27 protein-coding genes and 1 tRNA gene are annotated in these 23073 nt (G+C 27.2%); 7 read left to right on the plus strand and 21 right to left on the minus strand.

What is annotated here, in order from left to right; translation table 11 throughout:
* Positions 1-286 precede the first annotated feature (286 nt).
* The 5 genes from BN6774_RS12665 to BN6774_RS12685 form a co-directional block, all read right to left on the minus strand.
* Complete coding sequence (locus BN6774_RS12665; protein ID WP_066894346.1) at positions 287-1534, minus strand: DNA polymerase Y family protein; 1248 nt, start codon at positions 1532-1534, stop codon at positions 287-289.
* A gap of 16 nt (positions 1535-1550) precedes the next feature.
* Positions 1551-1808 (minus strand): hypothetical protein, encoded by a 258-nt coding sequence (locus BN6774_RS12670; protein ID WP_066894348.1) that lies wholly within the window; start codon positions 1806-1808, stop codon positions 1551-1553.
* 104 nt (positions 1809-1912) lie between these two features.
* On the minus strand, positions 1913-2587 hold the full coding sequence (locus BN6774_RS12675; protein ID WP_066894350.1) for a hypothetical protein: 675 nt from the start codon (positions 2585-2587) through the stop codon (positions 1913-1915).
* Positions 2588-3007: 420 nt separating this feature from the next.
* On the minus strand, positions 3008-4006 hold the full coding sequence (locus tag BN6774_RS12680) for a GGGtGRT protein (RefSeq protein ID WP_066894352.1): 999 nt from the start codon (positions 4004-4006) through the stop codon (positions 3008-3010).
* A 20-nt stretch (positions 4007-4026) separates the two neighbouring features.
* A complete protein-coding gene (locus tag BN6774_RS12685; RefSeq protein WP_066894354.1) occupies positions 4027-4719 on the minus strand; it encodes an iron-sulfur cluster assembly scaffold protein in 693 nt (230 codons plus the stop codon).
* A gap of 237 nt (positions 4720-4956) precedes the next feature.
* Here BN6774_RS12685 and BN6774_RS12690 point away from each other — a divergent pair.
* Positions 4957-5039 (plus strand) — tRNA-Leu (locus tag BN6774_RS12690).
* Positions 5040-5169: 130 nt separating this feature from the next.
* On the opposite strand, the gene BN6774_RS12695 is transcribed toward BN6774_RS12690, so the two are convergent.
* The gene (locus BN6774_RS12695; protein ID WP_066894356.1) at positions 5170-5583 is read right to left on the minus strand and encodes a hypothetical protein; all 414 of its coding nucleotides are present in this window, start codon (positions 5581-5583) and stop codon (positions 5170-5172) included.
* Between the two features lie 258 nt (positions 5584-5841).
* Positions 5842-6021, minus strand: a complete 180-nt coding sequence (locus BN6774_RS12700) for a CPCC family cysteine-rich protein (RefSeq protein WP_066894358.1) — start codon at positions 6019-6021, stop codon at positions 5842-5844.
* A gap of 175 nt (positions 6022-6196) precedes the next feature.
* Between BN6774_RS12700 and BN6774_RS18535 the strand changes: the two genes are divergently transcribed.
* Positions 6197-6340, plus strand: a complete 144-nt coding sequence (locus BN6774_RS18535; RefSeq protein WP_159426836.1) for a hypothetical protein — start codon at positions 6197-6199, stop codon at positions 6338-6340.
* A gap of 59 nt (positions 6341-6399) precedes the next feature.
* Here the strand turns inward: BN6774_RS18535 and BN6774_RS12705 are convergent, their stop codons facing one another.
* Positions 6400-7128: a hypothetical protein gene (locus tag BN6774_RS12705; RefSeq protein WP_066894359.1), complete on the minus strand. Its 729-nt coding sequence runs from the start codon at positions 7126-7128 to the stop codon at positions 6400-6402.
* Between the two features lie 191 nt (positions 7129-7319).
* On the opposite strand from BN6774_RS12705, the gene BN6774_RS12710 reads away from it, so the two are divergent.
* The 3 genes from BN6774_RS12710 (at position 7320) to BN6774_RS12720 (ending at position 10451) form a co-directional block, all read left to right on the plus strand.
* Positions 7320-9449 carry an ATP-binding protein gene (locus BN6774_RS12710; RefSeq protein WP_066894361.1) on the plus strand — a complete coding sequence of 710 codons (2130 nt, stop codon included), beginning with the start codon at positions 7320-7322 and terminating at the stop codon, positions 9447-9449.
* A 125-nt stretch (positions 9450-9574) separates the two neighbouring features.
* Entirely contained in the window at positions 9575-10117 is a 543-nt protein-coding gene (locus tag BN6774_RS12715) for an NADH peroxidase (protein WP_066894363.1), read from the plus strand.
* Positions 10118-10130: 13 nt separating this feature from the next.
* Positions 10131-10451, plus strand: a complete 321-nt coding sequence (locus tag BN6774_RS12720; protein WP_066894365.1) for a DUF1540 domain-containing protein — start codon at positions 10131-10133, stop codon at positions 10449-10451.
* Between the two features lie 263 nt (positions 10452-10714).
* Here the strand turns inward: BN6774_RS12720 and BN6774_RS12725 are convergent, their stop codons facing one another.
* Entirely contained in the window at positions 10715-11728 is a 1014-nt protein-coding gene (locus BN6774_RS12725; protein ID WP_066894367.1) for a pyruvate kinase, read from the minus strand.
* A gap of 113 nt (positions 11729-11841) precedes the next feature.
* Positions 11842-12276, minus strand: a complete 435-nt coding sequence (locus BN6774_RS12730) for a hypothetical protein (protein ID WP_066894369.1) — start codon at positions 12274-12276, stop codon at positions 11842-11844.
* A gap of 116 nt (positions 12277-12392) precedes the next feature.
* On the opposite strand from BN6774_RS12730, the gene BN6774_RS12735 reads away from it, so the two are divergent.
* On the plus strand, positions 12393-12881 hold the full coding sequence (locus BN6774_RS12735; RefSeq protein WP_066894371.1) for a DUF4883 family protein: 489 nt from the start codon (positions 12393-12395) through the stop codon (positions 12879-12881).
* A 154-nt stretch (positions 12882-13035) separates the two neighbouring features.
* Here BN6774_RS12735 and folK read toward each other — a convergent pair whose 3' ends face one another.
* From folK to BN6774_RS12770, 7 genes are read right to left on the minus strand one after another with little or no spacing between them, the layout of a single operon-like run.
* Positions 13036-13857 (minus strand): 2-amino-4-hydroxy-6-hydroxymethyldihydropteridine diphosphokinase, encoded by an 822-nt coding sequence (folK, locus tag BN6774_RS12740; protein ID WP_066894374.1) that lies wholly within the window; start codon positions 13855-13857, stop codon positions 13036-13038.
* 10 nt (positions 13858-13867) lie between these two features.
* Positions 13868-14677 carry a dihydropteroate synthase gene (gene folP, locus BN6774_RS12745; RefSeq protein ID WP_066894376.1) on the minus strand — a complete coding sequence of 270 codons (810 nt, stop codon included), beginning with the start codon at positions 14675-14677 and terminating at the stop codon, positions 13868-13870.
* 15 nt (positions 14678-14692) lie between these two features.
* Positions 14693-15166, minus strand: a complete 474-nt coding sequence (locus BN6774_RS12750; RefSeq protein ID WP_066894378.1) for an HD domain-containing protein — start codon at positions 15164-15166, stop codon at positions 14693-14695.
* A gap of 24 nt (positions 15167-15190) precedes the next feature.
* Positions 15191-15742 (minus strand): GTP cyclohydrolase I FolE, encoded by a 552-nt coding sequence (gene folE, locus BN6774_RS12755; protein WP_207644600.1) that lies wholly within the window; start codon positions 15740-15742, stop codon positions 15191-15193.
* Positions 15743-15757: 15 nt separating this feature from the next.
* The gene (locus BN6774_RS12760; RefSeq protein WP_066894381.1) at positions 15758-16501 is read right to left on the minus strand and encodes an aminotransferase class IV; all 744 of its coding nucleotides are present in this window, start codon (positions 16499-16501) and stop codon (positions 15758-15760) included.
* A complete protein-coding gene (pabB, locus tag BN6774_RS12765) occupies positions 16501-17844 on the minus strand; it encodes an aminodeoxychorismate synthase component I (protein WP_066894384.1) in 1344 nt (447 codons plus the stop codon). The genes BN6774_RS12760 and pabB overlap by 1 nt, the downstream gene beginning before the upstream one ends.
* Positions 17837-18430, minus strand: coding sequence for an anthranilate synthase component II (locus tag BN6774_RS12770; protein WP_066894386.1), 594 nt, complete (start codon positions 18428-18430; stop codon positions 17837-17839). Before BN6774_RS12770 ends, pabB begins: the two co-directional genes overlap by 8 nt.
* A 102-nt stretch (positions 18431-18532) precedes the next feature.
* Here BN6774_RS12770 and BN6774_RS12775 point away from each other — a divergent pair, with 102 nt between their 5' ends.
* Entirely contained in the window at positions 18533-19369 is an 837-nt protein-coding gene (locus BN6774_RS12775) for a PHP domain-containing protein (RefSeq protein WP_066894390.1), read from the plus strand.
* 33 nt (positions 19370-19402) lie between these two features.
* On the opposite strand, the gene BN6774_RS12780 is transcribed toward BN6774_RS12775, so the two are convergent.
* The 4 genes from BN6774_RS12780 to BN6774_RS12795 form a co-directional block, all read right to left on the minus strand.
* On the minus strand, positions 19403-19627 hold the full coding sequence (locus BN6774_RS12780) for a phage holin (protein WP_066894392.1): 225 nt from the start codon (positions 19625-19627) through the stop codon (positions 19403-19405).
* A 220-nt stretch (positions 19628-19847) separates the two neighbouring features.
* Positions 19848-21242, minus strand: coding sequence for an aminopeptidase (locus tag BN6774_RS12785; RefSeq protein WP_066894394.1), 1395 nt, complete (start codon positions 21240-21242; stop codon positions 19848-19850).
* A 30-nt stretch (positions 21243-21272) separates the two neighbouring features.
* Complete coding sequence (gene hprK, locus BN6774_RS12790) at positions 21273-22181, minus strand: HPr(Ser) kinase/phosphatase (protein WP_066894397.1); 909 nt, start codon at positions 22179-22181, stop codon at positions 21273-21275.
* Positions 22182-22193: 12 nt separating this feature from the next.
* Positions 22194-22385 carry a DUF896 domain-containing protein gene (locus BN6774_RS12795; RefSeq protein WP_066894399.1) on the minus strand — a complete coding sequence of 64 codons (192 nt, stop codon included), beginning with the start codon at positions 22383-22385 and terminating at the stop codon, positions 22194-22196.
* Positions 22386-23073: the final 688 nt, after the last annotated feature.

Genomic DNA, 23073 nt, shown 5'->3' on the forward strand with positions numbered 1-23073 from the left:
GTGTTTTTTTCACTTTCTTTAATTTTTTATCATTTTTTTTAATATTTGATAAGTATATTTTGTAATTACCTTTAAATTTATCAATCAATATAAGAACTATGTTATATTTTATCAATTAACAATATATGTTATTAATTATATATCCTTCTATATATGTGATTCATTATCCATAAGTTTATATCTTAATTGCATATCAACTTGAAAAAATATTTATTTCACTTGTAATTATTGCTATATTATCTATAACATAAAAGCACCTAGATTATTCTAAGTGCTATTTTATAATTTATAATATACTTCCCATCATTGGATAATCTTCTTCTCCAACACCACCATTAATAGGCTTTATACCTGAATTTAAAAATGTAGACCTTATAATTGAGTTATTACCATATCTTTTTCTTATATTGTCAATTGTCTTATCTAAGGTCTTTTGTTTATCTAATGTTTTACTATCAAATAATGAATTTTGAAAGAATTCATTGCTACATAGTTTTGTAACTTTCACACCTATTTGCCTAATAGCTTCACCCTTCCAAATTTCTATAAATGCCTTAATTAGCTCCTTGTATATTTCTTCTGTAGAATCAGTATAATTTTGCAATGTCCTTTGGTGTATATATATATTAAATCTATAATCCTTCAAAGATATAGATACTACTTTACATAAGCTATTAGTACTTCTTAACCTACTACATACTGATTCAGTTAAAGACAATATTATCTTTAATGCTTCTTCTTTAGAAGATACATCCCAAGAAATAGTCGTAGAATTTCCTATCCCCTTCACTTCTATATAGTTGTATCTTCTCACTTCTGAATTTTCAATTCCATTTGCATAATTTTTTATAACTTTTCCATGAGTCTTAAATAAACTTTCTAAAATATCTAAATTAAATACAGCTAATTCACCTATAGTATTTATATTTAATTTTTCTAGTTTTCTTTTTGTAGCCCTTCCAACCATAAATAGGTTTTCAACTGGTAAAGGCCACATCTTTTGCTTTACTTCATCTTGAAATAATGTATGAATAGAATTTTTAGGATTAAAATCACTAGCCATTTTGGCTAGTAATTTATTTGTACTTATTCCTATGTTGACATTAAAACCTAGTTCTTCTCTTATTCTATCTTGAATTTTTTTAGCCATTTCAAGATAATTATCCTTATAATGGCTAACATCCATGAATACTTCATCTACACTGTATCTTTGTATTTTAGGAGAATACTCACTTAATAGATTAAACATAGCATTACTAGAATCCATATATAATCTATAATTCGGTCTAAATATTTTAAGTTTAGGACATTTTTTTAATGCATCTACTATAGATTCTCCAGTCTGAATATTATACCTCTTTGCCGGTATAGACCTTGCTAAAACTATTCCATGTCTTTCATCACTATTTCCCCCAATTATAGATGGAATCTCCCTAATATCTTCTTTAGTTTCCCCTAACTGTAACATCCTAACAGCAGTCCAAGATAAATATGCAGAATTTACATCTATATGAAATATTACTCTTTCATTCAAGGTATTTCCCCCACTTCTAATACTTAAACAGTATCCATTTATAAGTATTAGAATCATACTTTATTTCATATAATCTTTCTATTCCATTTATCACACTAGAGCAGGTAAATTTCTCCATTATATTTCCTGATAATCTTTCTTTTTCTGCCTTTAGTACTCTATCTACCTTAATAACCTTATTCCCATCCTCCTCAATCTTAAATCTAATAGGATTAATAGATCCATCCTTATTAAACCATGCTATCATTTGAATTGGTTTTGCTACAACTTTCATAATAACACCCCTAATTGGTAATTCTTAATAAAATTATAGCGAACAAATGTTCTTTTGTAAAGTATAAAAAAGCACCTAGTTTTAATCTAAGTGCTTTTATGTTATCATTTTTGAATTTTAACTCCTGATATTTTTAGATATTGCCCTTCTTGAATCGTTAAATAAGTATCCGCTTGCACATTTTCATTTGTTATAATGCTTGTCAATTGGTGACTACTATCTGCAGATACTTCATAATATCCTAATCCACTAGAACTATCTAATATTATTTTATATTCGCCTGCTGGAATATCAGTACCTACTTTATACATTCCATCTTTATATAGCCCATCTTCAGGAACAATAGATGGTGCCGAATCTATTGAATACATTTCTGCTCCTGTCATTTTAAAGTACTCTCCATCATTTAAAGTAACATAACTATTACTTCCTTTGGATAAATTATCATTAAATACAATACTTTCTAACGTTCCTGTACTATCACTAGCACATTCAATATATCCTAGCGATTTAGATATAACCATGTATTCACCTGCTGGAATATCGGTACCTACCTTATATGTTCCTGCTTTTATTTTATTCTCATCTTTCTTTTCTTCTTGTTTGACTTCCTCTTTTGAATTATTATCACTATTTGCATTATCTGAAATTGCTTGTTTTGAGTTATCATTATTGTTATTTTTTCCACCACCAGCTAAAGCTGAAATAAAGATAACTATAATTATTAACCAAAACCACCACTTCTTATAAAATTTCTTTTTTACTCTTTCTTTTTTCATACTTCTATCCCCTCTCAATATAATTTTATAATAAATGTATATTTTGTCAATAACTGTTTTTTAGTTTTGTCTATAAGTTAATCTACATCTTCTAAATAGTTATATTTTAGAAGCTTATTAATTATCTTAATATTTTACATCATATTTTTCGACAAAATAAAAAGGCTAGTAAGTATCTCTACTACTAGCCTTGCAGGTATATACTAATGTTACAGATGAAATGCGAAAGAAAACATTAGATATACTAAATAAAAAAAGAGCAACTATTATAATAGTCACTCTCTCCTATCTGTTAACATGATGTCAACGTATATAAAAATCCATTTACAATCCGTTAACAAAATCAATTTTTATTTGTTTTTATTAGATTTTAATATACTTACAAAATAATTTAAAACCTACACAACAATTAATTTTACTTTATTTCATTGCTTCTTCAATTGCAACAGCAACTGCAACAGTAGCTCCTACCATTGGGTTGTTACCCATTCCGATAAGACCCATCATTTCAACGTGAGCTGGTACTGATGAAGATCCTGCAAATTGTGCATCTGAGTGCATTCTTCCCATTGTATCTGTCATACCATAAGAAGCTGGACCGGCTGCCATGTTATCTGGGTGAAGAGTTCTTCCTGTACCACCGCCTGATGCTACTGAGAAGTATTTCTTACCTTGATCTACGCATTCTTTTTTATATGTTCCAGCAACTGGATGTTGGAATCTTGTTGGGTTAGTTGAGTTACCAGTAATAGATACGTCAACTCCTTCGTGATGCATTATAGCAACACCTTCTCTAACATCGTTAGCACCATAGCACTTAACCTTAGCTCTTGGTCCATTTGAATATGGAACTTCTCTAACTATTTCTAATTTACCTGTGAAGAAATCAAAATTTGTTTCAACATAAGTAAATCCATTTATTCTTGATATGATATATGCAGCGTCTTTTCCTAAACCATTTAATATAACTCTTAATGGCTCTTTTCTTACTTTGTTAGCTTTTTCAGCTATTTTAATAGCGCCTTCTGCAGCGGCAAAGCTTTCGTGTCCTGCTAAGAAAGCAAAACATTTAGTTTCTTCTCTTAAAAGCATAGCTCCTAAGTTTCCGTGTCCTAAACCAACTTTTCTATCATCTGCAACTGATCCTGGGATACAGAAAGCTTGTAAACCTTCACCGATAGCTTCAGCAGCATCAGCAGCTTTTGTACATCCTTTTTTAATAGCTATAGCAGCACCTAAAGTATAAGCCCACATAGCGTTTTCAAAAGCGATTGGTTGAGTTGATTTTACTATTTCGTAAACATCTATACCTTTTTCATCGCAAACTGTTTTTGCATCTTCTATTTTATTCATTCCATACTTTTCTAATACAGGAATGATTTGATTTATTCTTCTTTCATAACTTTCAAATAATGGCATAATACTGTTCCCCCTTCAAATTATTCGTGTCTTGGATCGATAACTTTAACTGCTTCGTCAAATCTACCGTATTGTCCTGTAGCTTTTTCCATAGCTTCATTAGCATCCATACCCTTAGCAACCATTTCCATCATCTTTCCTAAGTGAACGAATCTATATCCAATGATTTCATTATTAGCATCTAAAGCTATTTTAGTAACATATCCTTCTGCCATTTCTAGGTATCTAGATCCCTTAGCAACTGTTCCGTACATAGTACCAACTTGTGATCTAAGCCCCTTTCCTAAATCTTCAAGTCCAGCTCCTATAGGTAGTCCACCTTCTGAGAATGCAGTTTGACTTCTTCCATATACTATTTGAAGGAATAATTCTCTCATTGCTGTGTTAATTGCATCACAAACTAGGTCAGTATTTAATGCTTCTAATATAGTCTTTCCTGGTAAAATTTCTGAAGCCATAGCAGCTGAGTGAGTCATTCCTGAACATCCTATTGTTTCTACTAATGCTTCTTCTATTATTCCATCCTTAACGTTTAAAGTTAATTTACAAGCTCCTTGTTGTGGTGCACACCAACCAACTCCGTGAGTTAATCCTGAAATGTCTTTTACCTCTTTAGCTTGTACCCATCTTCCTTCAACAGGAATTGGTGCAGGTCCATGATTTGGTCCCTTAGCAACAACGCACATTTCTTCCACTTCTCTTGAATACATCATATTATATCTCCTCCCTAATTATAGATCGCTGTAGTTATTATAGTTTATATATACTTTCAAACCTAACTACTTTAATCGGGACAAACAACATCCCACTGTGGGCATATTTATCCTACATCTATAATAACAGAAGAGTAAAAGTCTAACAATATTTTTTACAAAAAACTTATCATTTCTTCATAAAAATTTCTCTCTTGCTATTTTGAACCTAATTTGCTATAATAATTCTTGCGACTGGTCGGCATGGCGGAACTGGCAGACGCACATGACTCAAAATCATGCGGGAAACCGTGTGGGTTCGATTCCCACTGCCGGCACCAATAAATATAAGAAATGGCTTTATCACTAGATTTAAACCCCTTTTGATAAAGCTATTTTCTTTTTTTGCAACAACTTTTGCAACAATTAGGAAATAAAAAAATAGAACTCTATTTAATAGAGTTCTTTAATCTAAAAAGGAAATATTTCGCTCATTCTTGCTGATTCTTTTTCTTTTTCTGTCATACTTTTTGAAATATAAGGATAACACTTTATTATTAAATCCTTATAAGCCTCAAAAGCTTCCTTATTTTCAAAACCTTTACCTTCATGCATGCAATTCAAGACTGACATTATATGTTTTAAAAATAAATAAGGATTAGTGAAGTCCTCTAGATCCTTCCACCCATCATGTTCATTGTCTCTTAATAATCTTTTTAACCTTCTATCACATTCACCTTTACAGCAAGGTACAACTTTAGTTATAAGTTCTTCATCATTTGTCGCTATCTGTACCATAGATAAAGATAGATCTTGAAATAGATCCTTGCCACAATTAGAACATTTTACTGGTTCACTTTCATAAAGCACATCCGATTTTTCCATTATCTCATCATCCTCCTTTACTGTAAAATTCTACAAATAATGTAAAAATCCTTCATATATAATATATTTTTTTATTTCTTATCTATATTTCGTATAATCATAATTTTAAGAAATATAGATAACTAACAATTTTAAGCCATTCCTAAAATTAAAATATTCTAGTTTTTGTTTACTCTAAGTAAACTTTTTAGAATAAACCTTGATTTCGTATTTCTTAAAGCGAAATCAAAGCACCTACTATTAACTTAGTAAGTGCTTTTAAACAATCTTTTTACCTTCTTTATAAGCTTCTCTTGCTTCTCTTAATGTCATTTTATTAGGACCCGTTGGGCCATCTAAATTTTCCTTTGGTCCACTATTCTTATAATCACAGTTATCGCAAATATCAAACATATCTACTTCATGGCCACATACTGGGCACTTCATAATATAATCCATATCTAATTCTCCTTTTATTATTACTATACTTTATGCAAACTCTATTTTCAATATACAAAACCAGTTGTATTTTTAGCGCTTTTATGGTTTATAAACCATTAATTAACTTTGTAAAACTTTTGTGAATTTCTTATAATTATATATGAAATTATTTAAATAAAAGGGAGCAATGGGTATGGATAAAAATTCAAAAGATGAAATTATTATTAAAATTGATTTTTCTGCTTTAGATCCTGTTAGTAAACTAATAGATGTACTAAAATCTAACAATTTAGAAGTAAGAAAAATTGGCCAAGCAGAATATTCTATAAAATTATAATGAAACAAAAAAGATAATGAAAATTTTTTCATTATCTTTTATATATTTAATATTAAATTTTACTCCAAACTATTAGGTTTATTTTCACTATTTGTTATTGGCTCCTTATCACTATTCCCTTGATTTATATCTTCTGAACCTTGGTTTCCTTCTTCAGGATTAATTGGTTTTTCTGGTATTACGGGTTTTTGAGGAGTTTCTGGTTCTTGAGGTATTACTGGTTCCTTCTCATCGTCACTATTACTTGGTGGTGCAGGCTCTATAGGTTTATTCGTATCAGGTTTTGGATTCATAGGCACTGCCGGTGGTTTTGTATTAGTATCTGGTGGTTTTATATTGGTATTTTGATTATTATTGCCATTATTTACATCTGGACTATATGTATTTTCTATATAAACTTCCTCTTCATTCTCTTTACTTTCCTCATCTTCTTTATTTTTAATCAATTCTTTATATAAATTATCATAATAAATTATATCTTTATCTAAACTACCCTCAGTTTTACTTAAATCTACATTGTTATCTAATTCTTTAATCTTGTTTTTTATTTCTTCTAACTGATTTTTCTTTTTCTCTTCATTCTCTATTTCTTTGTTTATTTTATTGCTTTCCGTTGAATTACTCTTTTTAAGTACCTTTAAAGATAAATTTTTGCTATTTAAATTATTAGAATATATCGCACCACTTACTATTACACTAACAAGTGATAATATAAGAAAAATAGATATTCCTATTTTTACCTTCAAATTATTTTTCATCATATTTATAATTTTTTTTACAAGTCTCATATTTCTCTACCTCATATAATTAATAAATACTTTACTATATTTTAACAAAATATATTATAATAAACAAATAAAACATAAAAAATATAAAATATAATCTAGTTTTTTATATAAATAAATACAATTTATTTTCATTTTTTTCTATTTATGGTAATATATTATCATATCTTTCATATTATATGGAGGTTTTTTAAATGCAAATTATTAACAGTAAAATTTTGAATAATAATGAGTTTTATTTAAGTACAATTAACTACATATTTTATTCTCCAGATGCTTTTATTAGCAATACTTATATTAAAGATATGAACTTAAAATTGGAAAATAAATTATTATTAGATGACTTAGAATCTAATGAAATTATATATATAAAATTTATAATTGGTTTATGTAAATATAAATTAAATGATTATTTTTCTGCTATTAATATTTTTGAAGATTTATCTAATAATGAATCCTTGAATTCTGATCATAAAATCAAAGGCTATCTATATACAATATTATCTATCTCTTATTTAAAATTAAATAATATTGATAAACATATTAAGTATTTTAATACTATCTTAAAATATTTGAAAAGAAAAAACATGAATGATCTTTTACTTTATTTATATTTAAATACTTCTTTAAATAAATTAGAAATGTACACCATGGATGAAATTTTATATAGTAATATTAATAATTCATTTAATATATTAATTGAATATGATGGAATATACCATTCTCAATCTTTTTTAATTCTTGGAATTATTTATTATAAATATCTAAACCTATATAGTATTGCAATTGAATTATTTGAAAAAGCATTATCAAACTGTAAAGTACATAATAATACAAATCTAAAAATTTTAATAATGTATAATATAGGGTGCACTTATTTATTTATGTCTCAAAAACATAAAGGTATAAGTATATTAAAAAATATTTTAAATTATTATAATGATGATTTACCCGTTATTTTAAGGTTAAATATATATAGTCATATTGTAGAATGTTTTTGCAATTCAAAAGAAAATCTTAATGATGCAAAAAAACTCTTAGAGTTATATAAAGAAAATTTATATAAATTAGATTCTTTTTATATCGATATTTACCTCGCTAGATATAATCTTTTAATTGTTTATTATAAAATAATTAAAAATAAAAATTCCTATAATCATAAATCTCTTTTGGAATTATTTTGTTATTTAGATAATGCATCTTATATATATAAAAGTAATTTTAATAAATTTACTTTTATGGAATTTGAATATTGGATAGAAATATCTTATGGAAACTTATACTTTGCATTAAGCAATTATGAGAAAGCTCTACTTCATCATAAAAAAGCTTTGTTATTTTCAGAGAAACCTCAAAATGAAAATAATATTAAATTATACAGATTAATATCTGAAGACTATGAAAATCTTTTTAATTATAAGGAATCTCTTAAATACTATAAAGAGTCCGTAAAAATATTAGAAAGTAATAATAATTATAACAATTATCCTTTATATATTAATCTATTTGAAGATTTTAATAATAAAATCACATCAAATTTAGTTAATAATAACTTTTTCTCTAATCTTAGTCATGAACTTAAGACTCCTGTTAATATAATATATTCTTCTATTCAACTAATGGGAGCTATTAAAAATAGAGATTCCCAATCCTTAACAGAATATTTTAATAAATATGAAAAAAGCATAAAGCAAAATTGTCTAAGAATGCTAAAGCTTATTAATAATTTAATTGATATAACAAAAATAGATTCTGGGCTTGCTAAACTAGATTTAGTAGTTTTAGATGTAATTCCTTTTATTGAAGATTTAACACTATCGCTAATTCCTTATACTAGATACAAAAACTTAAATATCACCTTTGATACTGATATAGAAAAACACTATTTAAAGGTTGATATTCAAGCCTTAGAAAGAATCTTACTTAATATTCTATCCAACGCCATAAAATTTAATAAAAAAAATGGGGATATTGTAGTTTCAACCTCTACTTGTGAAAAAAATTTATATATCTCTATTAAAGATACAGGAATTGGAATTCCTAACTCCCTTCAAGACTCAATATTTAATAGGTTTTATAAAGTTGATACCTCATTATCAAGAACCACAGAAGGCAGCGGAATAGGACTTACCATTGCTAAAGCCTTAATTGAAATGCATGGTGGAAAAATAGAATTAAACACAGAATATACAAACGGGTGCGAATTTGTAATATCACTTCCTAATAATTTTAAAAATGGCTTTATTAGAGAAAATCAATATAACTATATTGTTGATGATGAAAAAATATTAAGAGAATTATCTGATATATATGAATTATTTTAAATATTATAGAGTTTGCAGAATAATTATTTTGCAAACTCCTTTTTTTATGTATTTTTTATTTAATTTAGTAAATACTACTATTGTCTTTTAGATATTAGATAAATTTACTAAAAGGAGGAATATTAATGAAAAAGTTTGTATGTACTATTTGTGGTTATATCCATACTGGGGATACCCCACCAGAAATCTGCCCTGTTTGTAAAGTAGGTGCTGATAAATTTAAGGAAATAAAGGAAGGAATGGATTGGGCTGATGAACATAGAATTGGTACTATATCAGATCTTAATTCAGAAGTTTTAGAAGCTTTAAGGTCTAACTTTACTGCTGAATGCACAGAAGTTGGTATGTATTTAGCAATGTCTCGTCAAGCTGATCGCGAAGGTTATCCTGAGGTTGCAGAAGCCTATAAAAGAATTGCCTATGAAGAAGCAGAGCATGCAAGTAAATTTGCTGAAATCTTAGGCGAAGTTGTTGTAGCTGATACAAAAGCAAATCTTCAAGCAAGAGTTGAAGCTGAATATGGTGCTTGTGATGGTAAAAAACAATTAGCAACTTTAGCAAAAGAACTCAATTTAGATGCTATTCATGATACTGTTCATGAAATGTGTAAAGATGAAGCTAGACATGGATGTGCTTTCAAAGGCCTATTAGATAGATATTTTAAATAAAGGAGAGATTTCAATGAATATGATTAATTGTAATGCAGTTAACTGCTCTCATAATAAAGACATGGTTTGCCATTCTAATAGAATAAACATTGTTGGAAAAAACTCTACTAAAGATGATGATACTTGTTGTGGGTCCTTTTTAGATAGTAAAACCTATGGCACCTTAACTAATAATATTTTTGAGGAAGGTAATCCTTGTGATTGCTTAGTTTGTAATGTTGAAAGTTGCAAATATAATGATAATCAACTATGTTCCCTTGACTCAATTCATGTTTCTGGTAATGGAGCTAATTTATATAGTGAAACAAGTTGTGAAAGTTTTTGTAAGAAATAAAAATAAATGAAAAATGATATCCAAGTAAGGATATCATTTTTCATTAAGGGGATAAATAATTAATTGTTAAGCACTAACAACTATATTTATATAATACTATGACTATATGTCAATATTGTTACAAAATCCATAAAAATTTATTTCATCTTTATTACTAAAACTTAATTAATATATTATATAAATATAGAAGTAATGTTAATAATATTATACCCATAATTATCCACAAAAATGTAATTATCTTTTTTTCATTACTCATATTCTTTTCACCTATTATAGTATTCTAGTAAATCTTTCAAAAACTTAACAGTTTGTATAGGTGCCTTGCCTATAGAGGTTTCTCCTGCTAATAGGAATCCATCGACTCCTAATTTAACAAATCTATAAATACTCTCTATTTCCGGCAATGTAGCTAAATGTCCATTTTTCATACTATTTAATAAGTGAGTAGCTATAATTATTTTCTTGTTTTTTTCTTTAATTCGTTCTATTGCTACCTCTTGTAACTTCACAGAATTTAATATTCCTGATTCAGGTACTAAATCTCCTCTTCCTATAACTACAGTATCCACTACTTCTAATATCTCATCCAAATTATCTATGCCTTTGGGAGTCTCTACCTTTGCCCAAATATCATATTTATAGTTACCCTTATTCTTATTTATTAATTTTGTAATATTCTCTATATCTTCTCTTTCTTCCACAAAAGACTGGCATATTATATCAATATCTTGTTCTATAGCCCATAAAATATTTTCCTTATCTTTTTCCCTTAGTAAGTTTCCATCTTCATATATTTCAGAAATATTACAACCTTTTCCCCCCCTTATTATTCCACCTTTTAATACCCTTGCTCTTACTACTCCATTATTTACTCCTAAAACTTTAAAACTCATTGTATTATCCTTCATAGATATTGATACTACATTGCTTTTTTTTATTTTATCTGAAGTTAAGTTTAATGGAATATATTTTTTATCCTTATGTTTATCAAAATCTAAATTTTTATAGTAATCTTCTCCACAAAAAAATACTTCTTGGTTATTGTAAACTTTATAAATATATTTTAAATCTTTGGATATTCTTATTTTTTTCCCTGATAAATCAACAAGTATATGTACATTACTTTTTAAATTTCTTGAATAGCTTATGACATTTTCAAACTCTTCCTTATTAAAATGGGAGCAATTTAATCTTAAGGTATTTACTCCGTTTTCTATAAGCTCTTTAATTACCCATTTATCAGTAGATTTTGGTCCTATAGTTGCAATTATGTTCATATTCCTCTCCAAATTATTATTATTAATTATCTTTACTATAAAAATATCTCTTTTATTACAAAAATCTATTAAATATAATTTCTATAAATATTTATATTTAATAGATTTTTGTATCATAATTCAATACTATCTAATATATTAATTAAATTTTCTAAAACCATTTTTTCAAATTTATCTTCATCCCCTACAGGTAATCTTATATAAAGAACAGCAGCATTGATATTCTTTACTAAGTAAAGATACTCTCCTTTTTCACAACTTATATTAGGGAATTTTCTATTTAAAATATTTGTTAGTTTCTCTGCACATACTTTTGAAGCACCATATTCATCATAAAAAATTTCACATTTTGAAGTTTCATTTTTAAAATCTATTGCAAAATAAAAATCTATATTAGTTACATTAGCAATTAATACTTTTTTTAATAATGTTCTACCAGTAGTTATTCTATTTTCTGTTAAGTCTACTATAAAATTCCCTTTATTTTTTAACCCCTCCGATATATCATTAAATATTCTTTTATTATTTATATCAATACCGTATTTCACCTTACCTCCAATAAAAATATATTATTTGTTCATTTTATTCCCTTTTTATTTAAAATGTTCTAAAGTCTTTTTATAAAGAATAAGTTAATATAGAACTTAATCCAAGGGAGGTTTCTATGAAAAAATTTATTAGATTTATTTTAATAATAGCCGTTACATCCTTATTTATTAGTTGTAACTTTAATGAATCCCAATACATAAGGCCCAAAGCTAAACCTATATCAAATTATTACACAAAAGAAATAAAAGAACATATAAACAAAAATGAAGAATATACTATTAAAATTTTTGATTTGAATATATATAAATATTATGAAGTTAATAAAAATGAACATAGCATTCTTCCTGAATTTATAGACAATATTAACATAGATAATTTTGATATGAAAATAGATGAAAACCTTAAGGCTGAATATAAAATAATAATTGAATTTCCTAATAGTAAATATATAATAAATGCTTACAATGAAAATTTAATATCTATCCACCCTTGGGATGGAATTTATCCTGAGGATACTATATCCATGGAAGATACTCCCGACTATTATAACCTATATAAATATTGTGAATATATCAAAAAAATTTCACATGGATTTGAAGGATAAAAAAAGTACTCCTATATAATTTTGCTTATTCCGTAGCATTAGCTTCAAGTCATCACAAAATTAATAGGAATACTTAACAGCTAAAGGAAGGAATTTATAAAAACTTATTCACAGGTAAGTTCTTTATAAATTCCTCCTCTAATAAAAAATATTTCTATTTATTTTTTTTAATTTCTTCTAACATTTTAAAAACTCTTTTTTTACTCAATGGATGAATAAAATTTGGTGCTATTTCATTCAATGGTCCTAAAACAAATTCTCTTTCTTCCATTCTTGGATGTGGTATAGTTATATAATCATCAGATGTTATATAATCGTCAAAGAAAATAATATCTAAATCTATTGTTCTTGGCCCCCATCTAATAACTCTTTCTCTTTTCATATCTTTTTCTATATCTAATAATATGGACATTAGTTCTTTTGGATTAAGAAAGGTTTCTATTTCTATTGCTGCATTTTTAAAACTATCTTGGTTTTCATATCCCCAAGGCTCCGTTTCGATTATGTTTGAAATTTTTTTAACCTTAATTTCTTTAAATTCCTTAAGCCTTTCTATTGCTGTCTTTATATTGTATTCTCTATCTCCTATATTGCTTCCTAAAGCAATATAGCATTTATGCCACTTCCTATATATCTCAATAGCAGCTGTATCTAAATGTCTTCCTATTGGTGCCCAAGGCTTCTTAAGTAAAATCTTAACTCCATTTACTAAATTATAATTATATAAAATATATTCTGCTATTTTTTCTGCAGCAGTTTCAATTAAATCATAACTTTCTTTTTGAAATTCCCTTTCAATATTATGACATAGTTCTCCATAATGAACAGATTTGTTTAAATCTCCAGTTACTGCTGCTTCTCTTAAGTCAACATCTAACTCTAAAGATAATATAAACTTTTGCCCTAGATTTTTTTCCTCTTGAAACACACCATGATTAGCAAATATTTCTACATCTTTTAAGTATAATTTATCCATAGCTTTTCCTCTATTTCTTATTTAATATTTTATCAGTCATAACACAAGCTCTTTTATTTTCAAGAACATCATGCACCCTAACCATTTTGCAGCCCTTCATTATCCCTATAACTGTAGTTGCAATAGTACCTTCTACCCTCTTATCTACCGGAAGATCCAAAGCTAGTCCTATCATAGATTTTCTTGATGTAGCTAGTAATACTGGAAATCCCATTTCTACTATTTTTTCTAAATTATCCATTACAATTAAATTTTGCTCATAATTCTTTGCAAAGCCTATACCTGGATCAAGTATTATATTTTCTCTTTTAACTCCTGCATCTAATGCAATATTTATACTCTCTACTAGATCATCTAACACATTTTTCATTAAATTTGTATAATTATTTTTTTCTCTATTATGCATTAAAACACAGGGAACATCATATTTTACTGCTACCTTTGCCATATTACTATCTTTTTTAAATCCCCATATATCATTTATTATATCTGCACCTGCTTTAATAGCTTCTTCAGCAGTTTTACTCTTATAAGTATCTATAGAAATTAAAATATCTAGTTCTTTTTTTATAGCCTTAATTATAGGTACAACTCTCTTTATTTCATCTTCTTCTGAAACGAAGTCTGCACCTGGTCTTGTAGATTCTCCACCTATATCTATGATATCTACTCCTTGTTTCACCATTTCTTTAGCTCTTTTTACAGCTGCTTCAATCTCATTATAATTACCACCATCAGAAAAAGAATCTGGAGTTACGTTTAATATTCCCATAACATAGGTTCTTTCATCTAAATTAATAATTTTATTACCTATCCTCATGCTTTTCTCCCTTTACTAAATCTTTATATGATTATTTTTTTTATCTTCCTTCCAATAACACTTATTATATGCCTTACAATTAAAGCAATTTCTTGAAAGCTTATCACTTTTGTAAATTATTTTAGATAGCTCATCTTCCGCTTCTCTTCTATGTTCTTTAATAGCCTTAATAATTAAAGCTTTTTCTTCTTTACTAAAAGATGTTTCTTCTAACAATTCTTCAGCTATGATTGCGCTTCCTTCATGGTGATCTACTCCATAATTATACTCTAAAACCCTACCTATGTCATGTAATAAGGCTATAGAATAAACCACTTCCTTACTATAGTTAAGTCCTTCCTCTAACACAGTTATATAAGCAATTCTTGCAACATCTAAAAAATGCTCCAAGGTATGATTACAAAACTCTCTATGCCTTTCCAATTCATTTAATTCTTTTAATAAAGATTTATACTTAGGATGAGTTAAGATTCTATTTACATTTTCCAAACTATCACCTTCTTTTGTTGTGATTTATTTAATTAAACTCATTACTTCTTTTCTTAGTTGATAATCTTCTTTAAAACATCCTCTATATGTTGTTGTCACAGTTTTAGTTCCAGGCTTTTTAACGCCTCTCATAGTCATACACATATGTTCACCTTCAATAACTACCATAACACCTTCTGCATTTAAATATTCCATTAATGCATCTGCAACTTCAGTTGTAAGTCTTTCTTGAAGTTGAGGTTTTTTAGAATAAACTTCTACACATCTAGCAAGCTTTGAAAGACCTGCAACCTTTCCTTTTGGTATATAAGCTATGTGGGCTTTTCCATAAAAAGGTACTAGATGATGTTCACACATAGAATAAAATGTTATATCCTTTTCTAAAACTAAGTCATTTCCTTCTACTGTAAAAGTTTTTGATAATTCTTCTTCTGCTGTTTTGCCTATACCTGAAAAGATTTCTTCATACATTCTAGCTATTCTATCAGGAGTTTCTAACAATCCTTCTCTATTAGGATTTTCTCCTATTCCTTCAATTATAAGCCTTACCCCTTCTTTTATTTTTTCACTATCTATCATTAAATTCTCCTCCTAATTTTCAATTTTTGCTTCATATTCTTTTCTAATAAGATTGGTTAATTTATTTTCTTTTAAAATTCTATTCTCAATTTTACTTATTCCCATTATACCCAATAAACTATTAGTGATAAATATTTCGTCTGCAGTTAATAATTCCTCTAAAGTAATTTCTTTTTCAATTACATCATATTCTTTTACAAGGAAACCTCTAACTACTCCTGGCAGCAAGCCACATTTAATACTAGGTGTAAAAATCTTATTATCCTTTATAATAAATACATTTGACATGCTTCCTTCTGCTAAAAATCCATATTCATTTAAAAATATAGCTTCATCATATCCATTTTTTATAGCTTCTTCTCTCTCTAAAATATTTTCTAAATAATTTAATGATTTTAAATATGTTAATTTTGATTTAGAATTTCTATTAACTTTAGAAATTTTTAAAGAAAATCCCCTTAAATAATCTCCTGATTTATAACTAATACTACGTGTGCTTAAAACTATATTTTTTTCAGTAACAACAATTTTCAAAGCACAATTCCTAATATTAAATTCTTCTATTAAATTTATTATTTGGTACTCACTAACTTCTTCACCTATATTTAAAAACTTTATTCCTTTATTAAGTCTTTTTATATGCTCATATAAAAAAACAGGTTCATCCTTAATTAATATTGTTTCAAATACTCCTTTTCCAAAGAAAAATCCATTATCTACTTCAACACAATCCTCACTAAATACTACTTTTCTCATTATAACACCCTCATTAACGCCTTTGCCTTGTCTAAAGTTTCATTATACTCATCTTCCTCATTTGAATCGTAAGTAATTCCTCCACCAACGCCTAAATAAGCCTTATTCTCCTTTTTTACTATAGTCCTAATAGCAATATTAAAATCTGCATTTCCTCTAAAATCAAAATATCCTATAGAACCTGTATATATATTTCTTTTTAAACCTTCGAGCTCTTCAATTATTTCCATAGCCCTAATTTTTGGAGTTCCTGTAATTGAACCTCCTGGAAAACATTCTTTAATGCATTTTATAGCTGATACATCTTCTCTTAACTCACCTTCAATAGTTGAAACTAAATGAAATACTGTAGCATAGGTTTCTAATTTAAAAAGCTCTGTTACCTTTACTGAATGTGGCTTACAAACCTTACTTAAGTCATTTCGCTCCAAATCTACAACCATTAATAATTCTGCTTTATCCTTTTCACTATTTAAAAGTTCTAGACTGTTTTTAATGTCCTCTTCTTTATTTCCCCCTCTAGGCCTTGTACCTTTAATAGGTCTAGTAATAACTTTTTTATTATTTATTTCAATAAACCTTTCAGGTGAAGAACTTACTATTTGAAAATCACTAAAATTTAAAAAAGCTGAAAACGGCGCTTTGTTTATACTTCTAAGTTTTTTATAAATTTCAAAAGCATCCTCATTATTTTCCGTATAAAATCTTTGAGTCATATTTGCAATATATACGTCACCACTTACTATATAGTCTTTTAATTTTCTTATAGCTGCTTTATAATCTTCTTTCTTAAAGTTAGATACAAACTTTTTATTTATTTCTTTTACTTCAGTTTCTTTTATTTGCTTACATTTATTTATTTTACTTAAAATCCAATCTATTTCATCTTCTTTTCCATTTAAAGAGGTTATAAACTGTTTATTATTTATTAAATCAAAAATAATAATATTATTATAAAAAATAAATCTCATATCACTTATACTAAAGTCTTCTTCACTTTTATTAGGAATATCCTCTAATATTCTACAAGTATCATATGAAATATATCCTATAGCACCTGATAATAAAGGAATATAACTATAATTGGATTCATTATTATAATATTTTTTTATAAGATTATCTAAAACTTCAAAGGGGGCGCCCTCAACTTCAAAATTATCTATAAAGGCTTTTTCTTTTTTAGATTCAAAGGACATAAATGAATTTATACCTATAAATGAAAATTTGGATAAATTATCATCTTTATTTGATGAATCTAATAATATTGTATCTTTTTCATTCTTAAAAACACTATAAACTTCAAGAGGATTAAAATTTATTTTCACTTCTCTTATTTTAATCATTTTTATCCTCCTTAAACTTTTTCGTAATATTTATAAAATTCTTCAGCATCTTATGACCTTCTTCAGTCATTTCTGCTTCTGGATGAAATTGTAGTCCAAAAATAGGATACTTTTTATGTTTAATTCCCATAATAACATTATCATTTGTATAAGCTACTACTTCCATATCTCCATTAAGATTATCATTATCAATTATAAGAGAATGATATCTTGTTACTCTTAATGGATTTTTCACTTCATTGAATAAATCTTTTCCGTTATGATTAATATAGCTTATTTTACCATGTACTGGTTCCCTTCCTTTTATAATTTTATTTCCAAAATAATCACCAATACATTGATGTCCTAAACATATTCCAAGTATAGGCTTTACACCTTTAAAGTTATTCAAAATATCTAAGGATATTCCTGCCTCTTTAGGTGATTTAGGACCTGGTGAAATTATTATTCCATCTATATTTAATTTTTTAATTTCTTCTATTGAAATTTTATCATTTCTATAAATTAAAACTTCTTCATCTAATTCTTCAAAATATCTAACTAAATTAAATACAAAAGAATCATAATTATCTATCATTAAAAGCATTTTTATCCTCCAAGTTTTGTGTTAAAAATATTCTATATATGCTAAAATGTTTTTAATGAATAGATTATATCATATTAATTTGCTAATTTGAAAGGAGATAGGATGTTTAAATGTGATTTACATACTCATTCAATTTGCTCTGATGGAAGATTTACACCTAAAGAAATAATTGGAATGGCTAAGAAAAAAGAACTTAATTATATATCCCTAACAGATCACGATACCCTTACTGGAATAAACGAAGCCATTGAAGAAGCTGAAAAACTTAATGTTAATTTTATTCCTGGAATTGAATTATCTACAGAATATAATGGGGAGTCAATTCATGTTTTAGGCTTCTTTACTAAAGAAACTTATAATAATCCTAAACTAAATAAAGTTTTAAATGAATTTAAAGAAAATAGAATCGCAAGAGCTTATAAAATCGTTGAAAATTTAAAGAAACTCCATAATATAAAATTAGATATAAATAAGGTTTTATCTAATGGAAAGGATACTATTGCAAGACCACATATAGCAAAAGCTATCATAGATGCTGGATACCATTATGATCATGAATATATTTTTAATAATTTCATAGGAAATAATTGTCCTGCCTATATTCCTTCTACAAAGCTATCTACCATTGATGGAATAAAACTATTAAAAGAATTTAATGCTTTAGTTTTTTTAGCTCACCCTGTATTAATAAAAAAAACTCCTGTAGAAGATATATTAAATTTAGGTTTTGATGGACTTGAAGCAATTTATTATAGAAATTCTAAAACTGATACTATTAAATTTTTAGATTTAGCCCAAAAATTAAATTTATATATTTCTTGTGGTTCTGATTGCCATGGAATCCCCAATGATATTTCTCATGGAAATGTTGGTGATGTAAATATACCACAAGATGATAGTATATTACATATGTTAAGGTGGTTACAGTTACAAGGCTAATGCCTTGTAACTTTATTTTTTACACCTATTTATTTACTCTTTATTGTTCTTGGAATTATCATCAACATACCATTTACAATTAGTAGTTGGATTACTTATTATTCCCAATGCAACTAAAATTGATAGAACTGTATTGGATACTGCTTGATATTCTTCTGGTATTACTTTTATTCCAAATGAATTTAAGATCATTGGTATTAGGGCAATAATAGATACCCATAAACCATAATTTTTAAATCTTGACCAATTAAAATTCATCTTAATTCCTCCTTATTATATCTATTATATTTTATTCACATAATTTATTTATGTGAACAAAAAAATTCACCTATATAAACTTTGCTTATACTTTACTTCAGGTTATCGCAAAATTATATAGGTAAATTTCTTCAATAAAATAAGGAAATATTATACTGATTTTGCTTAAATTTAAGCTACCTCAATATAATATTTCCTTATAAACTATATTAACTTATTATTAATCTTCTTCTACTAAGAAAGCTCTATAGCCTTTCATTGTTTCATATATATCTAGCTTACTTGCAATTTCCCAAGGTGCATGCATATTTTGTAACGCTACACCACAGTCTATAACTTCCATATTATATTCAGCTAATATATAAGCTATAGTACCACCACCGCCTTGATCTACTTTTCCAAGCTCAGCAGTTTGATATACTACATTATTTTTATCCATTATGTTTCTTAGCCAAGCAATAAACTCTGGATTTGCATCATTACAGCCTGATTTTCCTCTAGCTCCTGTATATTTATTAAATACTAATCCTCTACCAAAATAAGCTGAGTTTTTCTTTTCCATTACAGAAGGATAATTAGGATCAAAGGCTGCAGATACGTCTGCAGATAGCATCTTTGAATTAGTTAATGCTCTTCTTAACTTTAAGCTTGAATAATCTCCAACTCTATCCATAACTTCTGCTACTGCATTTTCAAAAAATTTTGAATGCATACCTGTAGCTCCATTACTTCCTACTTCTTCTTTGTCTACTAATAGTACAACACTTGTATATTTAGTTTTATCTATGTCTAATAATGCCATTAATGATGTATAAGCACATACTCTATCATCTTGACCATAAGCCATTATCATACTTCTATCTAACCCATATTCTCTAGCTCTTCCAGCTGGAACCACTTCTATTTCTGCTGATATAAAGTCTTCTTCTTCAAAATCATATTTTTCTTTTAAAATCTTTAAAATATTAGCCTTCACAGTATCTTTTTCTTCCCCGTCTAGAGGCATACTTCCAACTAATATGTTTAAATCTTCACCTTCTATAACAACATTAGCTTTCTTTTGAAGCTGATCTTGTGATAAGTGTATTAATAAATCTGAAATTCCTATTACAGGATCAGTATCATCTTCTCCTATAACAACGTCTATCTTAGTACCATCTTTTTTTACTACAACTCCATGTAAAGCTAGTGGTAGCGCAACCCATTGATACTTTTTAACTCCACCATAATAGTGAGTTTCCATCATAGCAAGGTTTGAATCTTCATATAAAGGATTTTGTTTTAAATCTAGTCTTGGTGAATCCACATGAGAGCCTATAATTCTTAATCCTTTTTCCATTGGCTCTTCTCCAATTATAAACAAAGCTAAAGCTTTATCCTTGTTATTTAAGAATATCTTATCTCCAGCCTTTAAAGACTCTTTATTTTCTATTATTTCTTCTAAATCTCTAAAGCCTAAAGCCATTGCCATATCTATGCTAGTCAATACGCATTCTCTTTCTGTTTTACAAGTAGACATATATTCTATATATCCTTTGCAAAATTCAAATAATTCCTCTCTTTTTTCTCCTTGATACTCTAACCAAGGATTTTTCTTTTCTTCAAGTTTACCCATAATTATCCTCCATGTAAAAATATTTATATTTTATTCTATTATTTTATCCATTCTACTTTCAATTATATCAACAGGAGTCACATCTGACATAAGTGAATGTCTGTAGTTAACTGCTGCTGCTTCAATAATAACTGCAATATTTCTTCCTGGTCTTACAGGAACCCTTAACTTCTTTAGTTTTACACCTAATATATCTTGTCTTTCATCATTTAGACCTAGTCTATCATAATCTCCATCATCTTTCCAATGTTCAAAATGCATAAGAAGTTGAATATCTTTTTCTGGAAGTACAGAACTTAATCCATATAGAGATGCTACATCTATAATTCCTATTCCTCTAACCTCAAGCATTCCTATTGTTATTCTAGGAGAGGTTCCTATAAGTTCTCCATCTACTTCTCTAATATCTACAGCATCATCAGTTACTAATCTATGACCTCTTTTTATAAGCTCAAGAGCTGTTTCACTTTTGCCAATTCCACTTTCACCCGTAATTAAAATACCAATTCCATATACATCTACTAGAACACCATGAAGTCTTGTCTCTGGAGCTAGTTGACCTGCAAGATAAATTGTTAATTTACTCATAAATTTAGTTGTAACTAAATTAGTTCTAAGTAACCAGACTTTATTTTTTAATGCTGCTTTCATTAATTCTTCTTGAGGTTCTAAATCTCTAGTTATAATTAGACACTTTAAATTAAAGCTAAAATACTTATCTATTCTTTTTCTTCTTAGCTCTACTCCCATAGTTTCTAAAAAGCTCCATTCAGCTTTTCCAATAACTTGAATTCTCTCAGGTGCAAAGTAGTTATAAAAACCTGCCAATTGTAATCCAGGTCTATTTATATCATTTACTGCTACCTCTATTCCTTTTTCGCCCTCTGATAAGATTTCTAAATCAAAATCTTTTATTAACTTTTCAACTGTAACTGACAAATTTATCACCCTTTAATTTCTTTTTTTAAGTTCAACCGTCTCCAATTGAGCTCTGAAGTTGCTTTTAACACTATCAATATATTTTCTTCTTAGTATTTGTTGTTCTTCTTTTTCTTTTTCATTTAAGCCTTCTTCTTTACTCTTTTTGTAAAGTTCATTTATCCTTTTAATTACATCATCCATCTTCATATTTTCGTAATCCATCTTTAGTTCATCCTTTCTGAATAATCTTCTTTTATTATATTTTACATTCATTTGAAGCCAATATCAACTTATATAATTTCAACATCTGTAATTAATTACATTCTTTTTTAAAACTATTACTATTAACTTCCTCTATTAATTACTATAGCTATCACCATAAATTTTACATTAATTTGTAGATTTTTGTATTACAGTTTTATTTTACATTTTTACACTTTTTGGTATAATATTGTTATATCAAGATAGATTTTGTAAATAGACGGAGGTGTGAAATTTGATAAAGAGATGTAGAAAAAAATTAATGTTTAAAAAAGCTCTTCTTAATTTTTTATTAAGATATCTTTCTCCTAGTAATAGGATAATAGTATATATTTCTCAAGACTTGGACAAACTAATAAGTAAATATCAAAAAAGCATCTATAATAAGTATAAGCGTAAAAATTTACATATAAATACTCTAAAGAAGGTTGCTTAAGTACTTTACTATATTGAAATTATGTAGTATGTTAATTCAATTAATTCTTAGAAGATTAATATATATTACTTTTTGCGTATAAAAACTTTTATCTTTGCTTTTGTAATTATTAAAATAAACATAAAGAAAATTTGTCATATCCACTTTGGAATTGATGATATTTTCAACACATTCTAGATTTTATTAATTTATTAAATAAAAGACTAGTATAGT

Source organism: Clostridium nigeriense, from assembly GCF_900086595.1.
Taxonomy (GTDB): Bacteria; Bacillota; Clostridia; order Clostridiales; family Clostridiaceae; genus Clostridium; species Clostridium nigeriense.

What these genes read in the sequence shown, in the direction of transcription:
- BN6774_RS12670 (WP_066894348.1), bottom strand. Translation starts at nt 1,808, where the DNA reads ATGAAAGTTGTAGCAAAACCAATTCAAATGATAGCATGGTTTAATAAG.
- BN6774_RS12675 (WP_066894350.1), bottom strand. Translation starts at nt 2,587, where the DNA reads ATGAAAAAAGAAAGAGTAAAAAAGAAATTTTATAAGAAGTGGTGGTTT.
- BN6774_RS12680 (WP_066894352.1), bottom strand. Translation starts at nt 4,006, where the DNA reads ATGCCATTATTTGAAAGTTATGAAAGAAGAATAAATCAAATCATTCCT.
- BN6774_RS12685 (WP_066894354.1), bottom strand. Translation starts at nt 4,719, where the DNA reads ATGATGTATTCAAGAGAAGTGGAAGAAATGTGCGTTGTTGCTAAGGGA.
- BN6774_RS12695 (WP_066894356.1), bottom strand. Translation starts at nt 5,583, where the DNA reads ATGGAAAAATCGGATGTGCTTTATGAAAGTGAACCAGTAAAATGTTCT.
- BN6774_RS12700 (WP_066894358.1), bottom strand. Translation starts at nt 6,021, where the DNA reads ATGGATTATATTATGAAGTGCCCAGTATGTGGCCATGAAGTAGATATG.
- BN6774_RS18535 (WP_159426836.1), top strand. Translation starts at nt 6,197, where the DNA reads ATGGATAAAAATTCAAAAGATGAAATTATTATTAAAATTGATTTTTCT.
- BN6774_RS12705 (WP_066894359.1), bottom strand. Translation starts at nt 7,128, where the DNA reads ATGAGACTTGTAAAAAAAATTATAAATATGATGAAAAATAATTTGAAG.
- BN6774_RS12710 (WP_066894361.1), top strand. Translation starts at nt 7,320, where the DNA reads ATGCAAATTATTAACAGTAAAATTTTGAATAATAATGAGTTTTATTTA.
- BN6774_RS12715 (WP_066894363.1), top strand. Translation starts at nt 9,575, where the DNA reads ATGAAAAAGTTTGTATGTACTATTTGTGGTTATATCCATACTGGGGAT.
- BN6774_RS12720 (WP_066894365.1), top strand. Translation starts at nt 10,131, where the DNA reads ATGAATATGATTAATTGTAATGCAGTTAACTGCTCTCATAATAAAGAC.
- BN6774_RS12725 (WP_066894367.1), bottom strand. Translation starts at nt 11,728, where the DNA reads ATGAACATAATTGCAACTATAGGACCAAAATCTACTGATAAATGGGTA.
- BN6774_RS12735 (WP_066894371.1), top strand. Translation starts at nt 12,393, where the DNA reads ATGAAAAAATTTATTAGATTTATTTTAATAATAGCCGTTACATCCTTA.
- folK (WP_066894374.1), bottom strand. Translation starts at nt 13,857, where the DNA reads ATGGATAAATTATACTTAAAAGATGTAGAAATATTTGCTAATCATGGT.
- folP (WP_066894376.1), bottom strand. Translation starts at nt 14,677, where the DNA reads ATGAGGATAGGTAATAAAATTATTAATTTAGATGAAAGAACCTATGTT.
- BN6774_RS12760 (WP_066894381.1), bottom strand. Translation starts at nt 16,501, where the DNA reads ATGAGAAAAGTAGTATTTAGTGAGGATTGTGTTGAAGTAGATAATGGA.
- pabB (WP_066894384.1), bottom strand. Translation starts at nt 17,844, where the DNA reads ATGATTAAAATAAGAGAAGTGAAAATAAATTTTAATCCTCTTGAAGTT.
- BN6774_RS12770 (WP_066894386.1), bottom strand. Translation starts at nt 18,430, where the DNA reads ATGCTTTTAATGATAGATAATTATGATTCTTTTGTATTTAATTTAGTT.
- BN6774_RS12775 (WP_066894390.1), top strand. Translation starts at nt 18,533, where the DNA reads ATGTTTAAATGTGATTTACATACTCATTCAATTTGCTCTGATGGAAGA.
- BN6774_RS12780 (WP_066894392.1), bottom strand. Translation starts at nt 19,627, where the DNA reads ATGAATTTTAATTGGTCAAGATTTAAAAATTATGGTTTATGGGTATCT.
- BN6774_RS12785 (WP_066894394.1), bottom strand. Translation starts at nt 21,242, where the DNA reads ATGGGTAAACTTGAAGAAAAGAAAAATCCTTGGTTAGAGTATCAAGGA.
- BN6774_RS12795 (WP_066894399.1), bottom strand. Translation starts at nt 22,385, where the DNA reads ATGGATTACGAAAATATGAAGATGGATGATGTAATTAAAAGGATAAAT.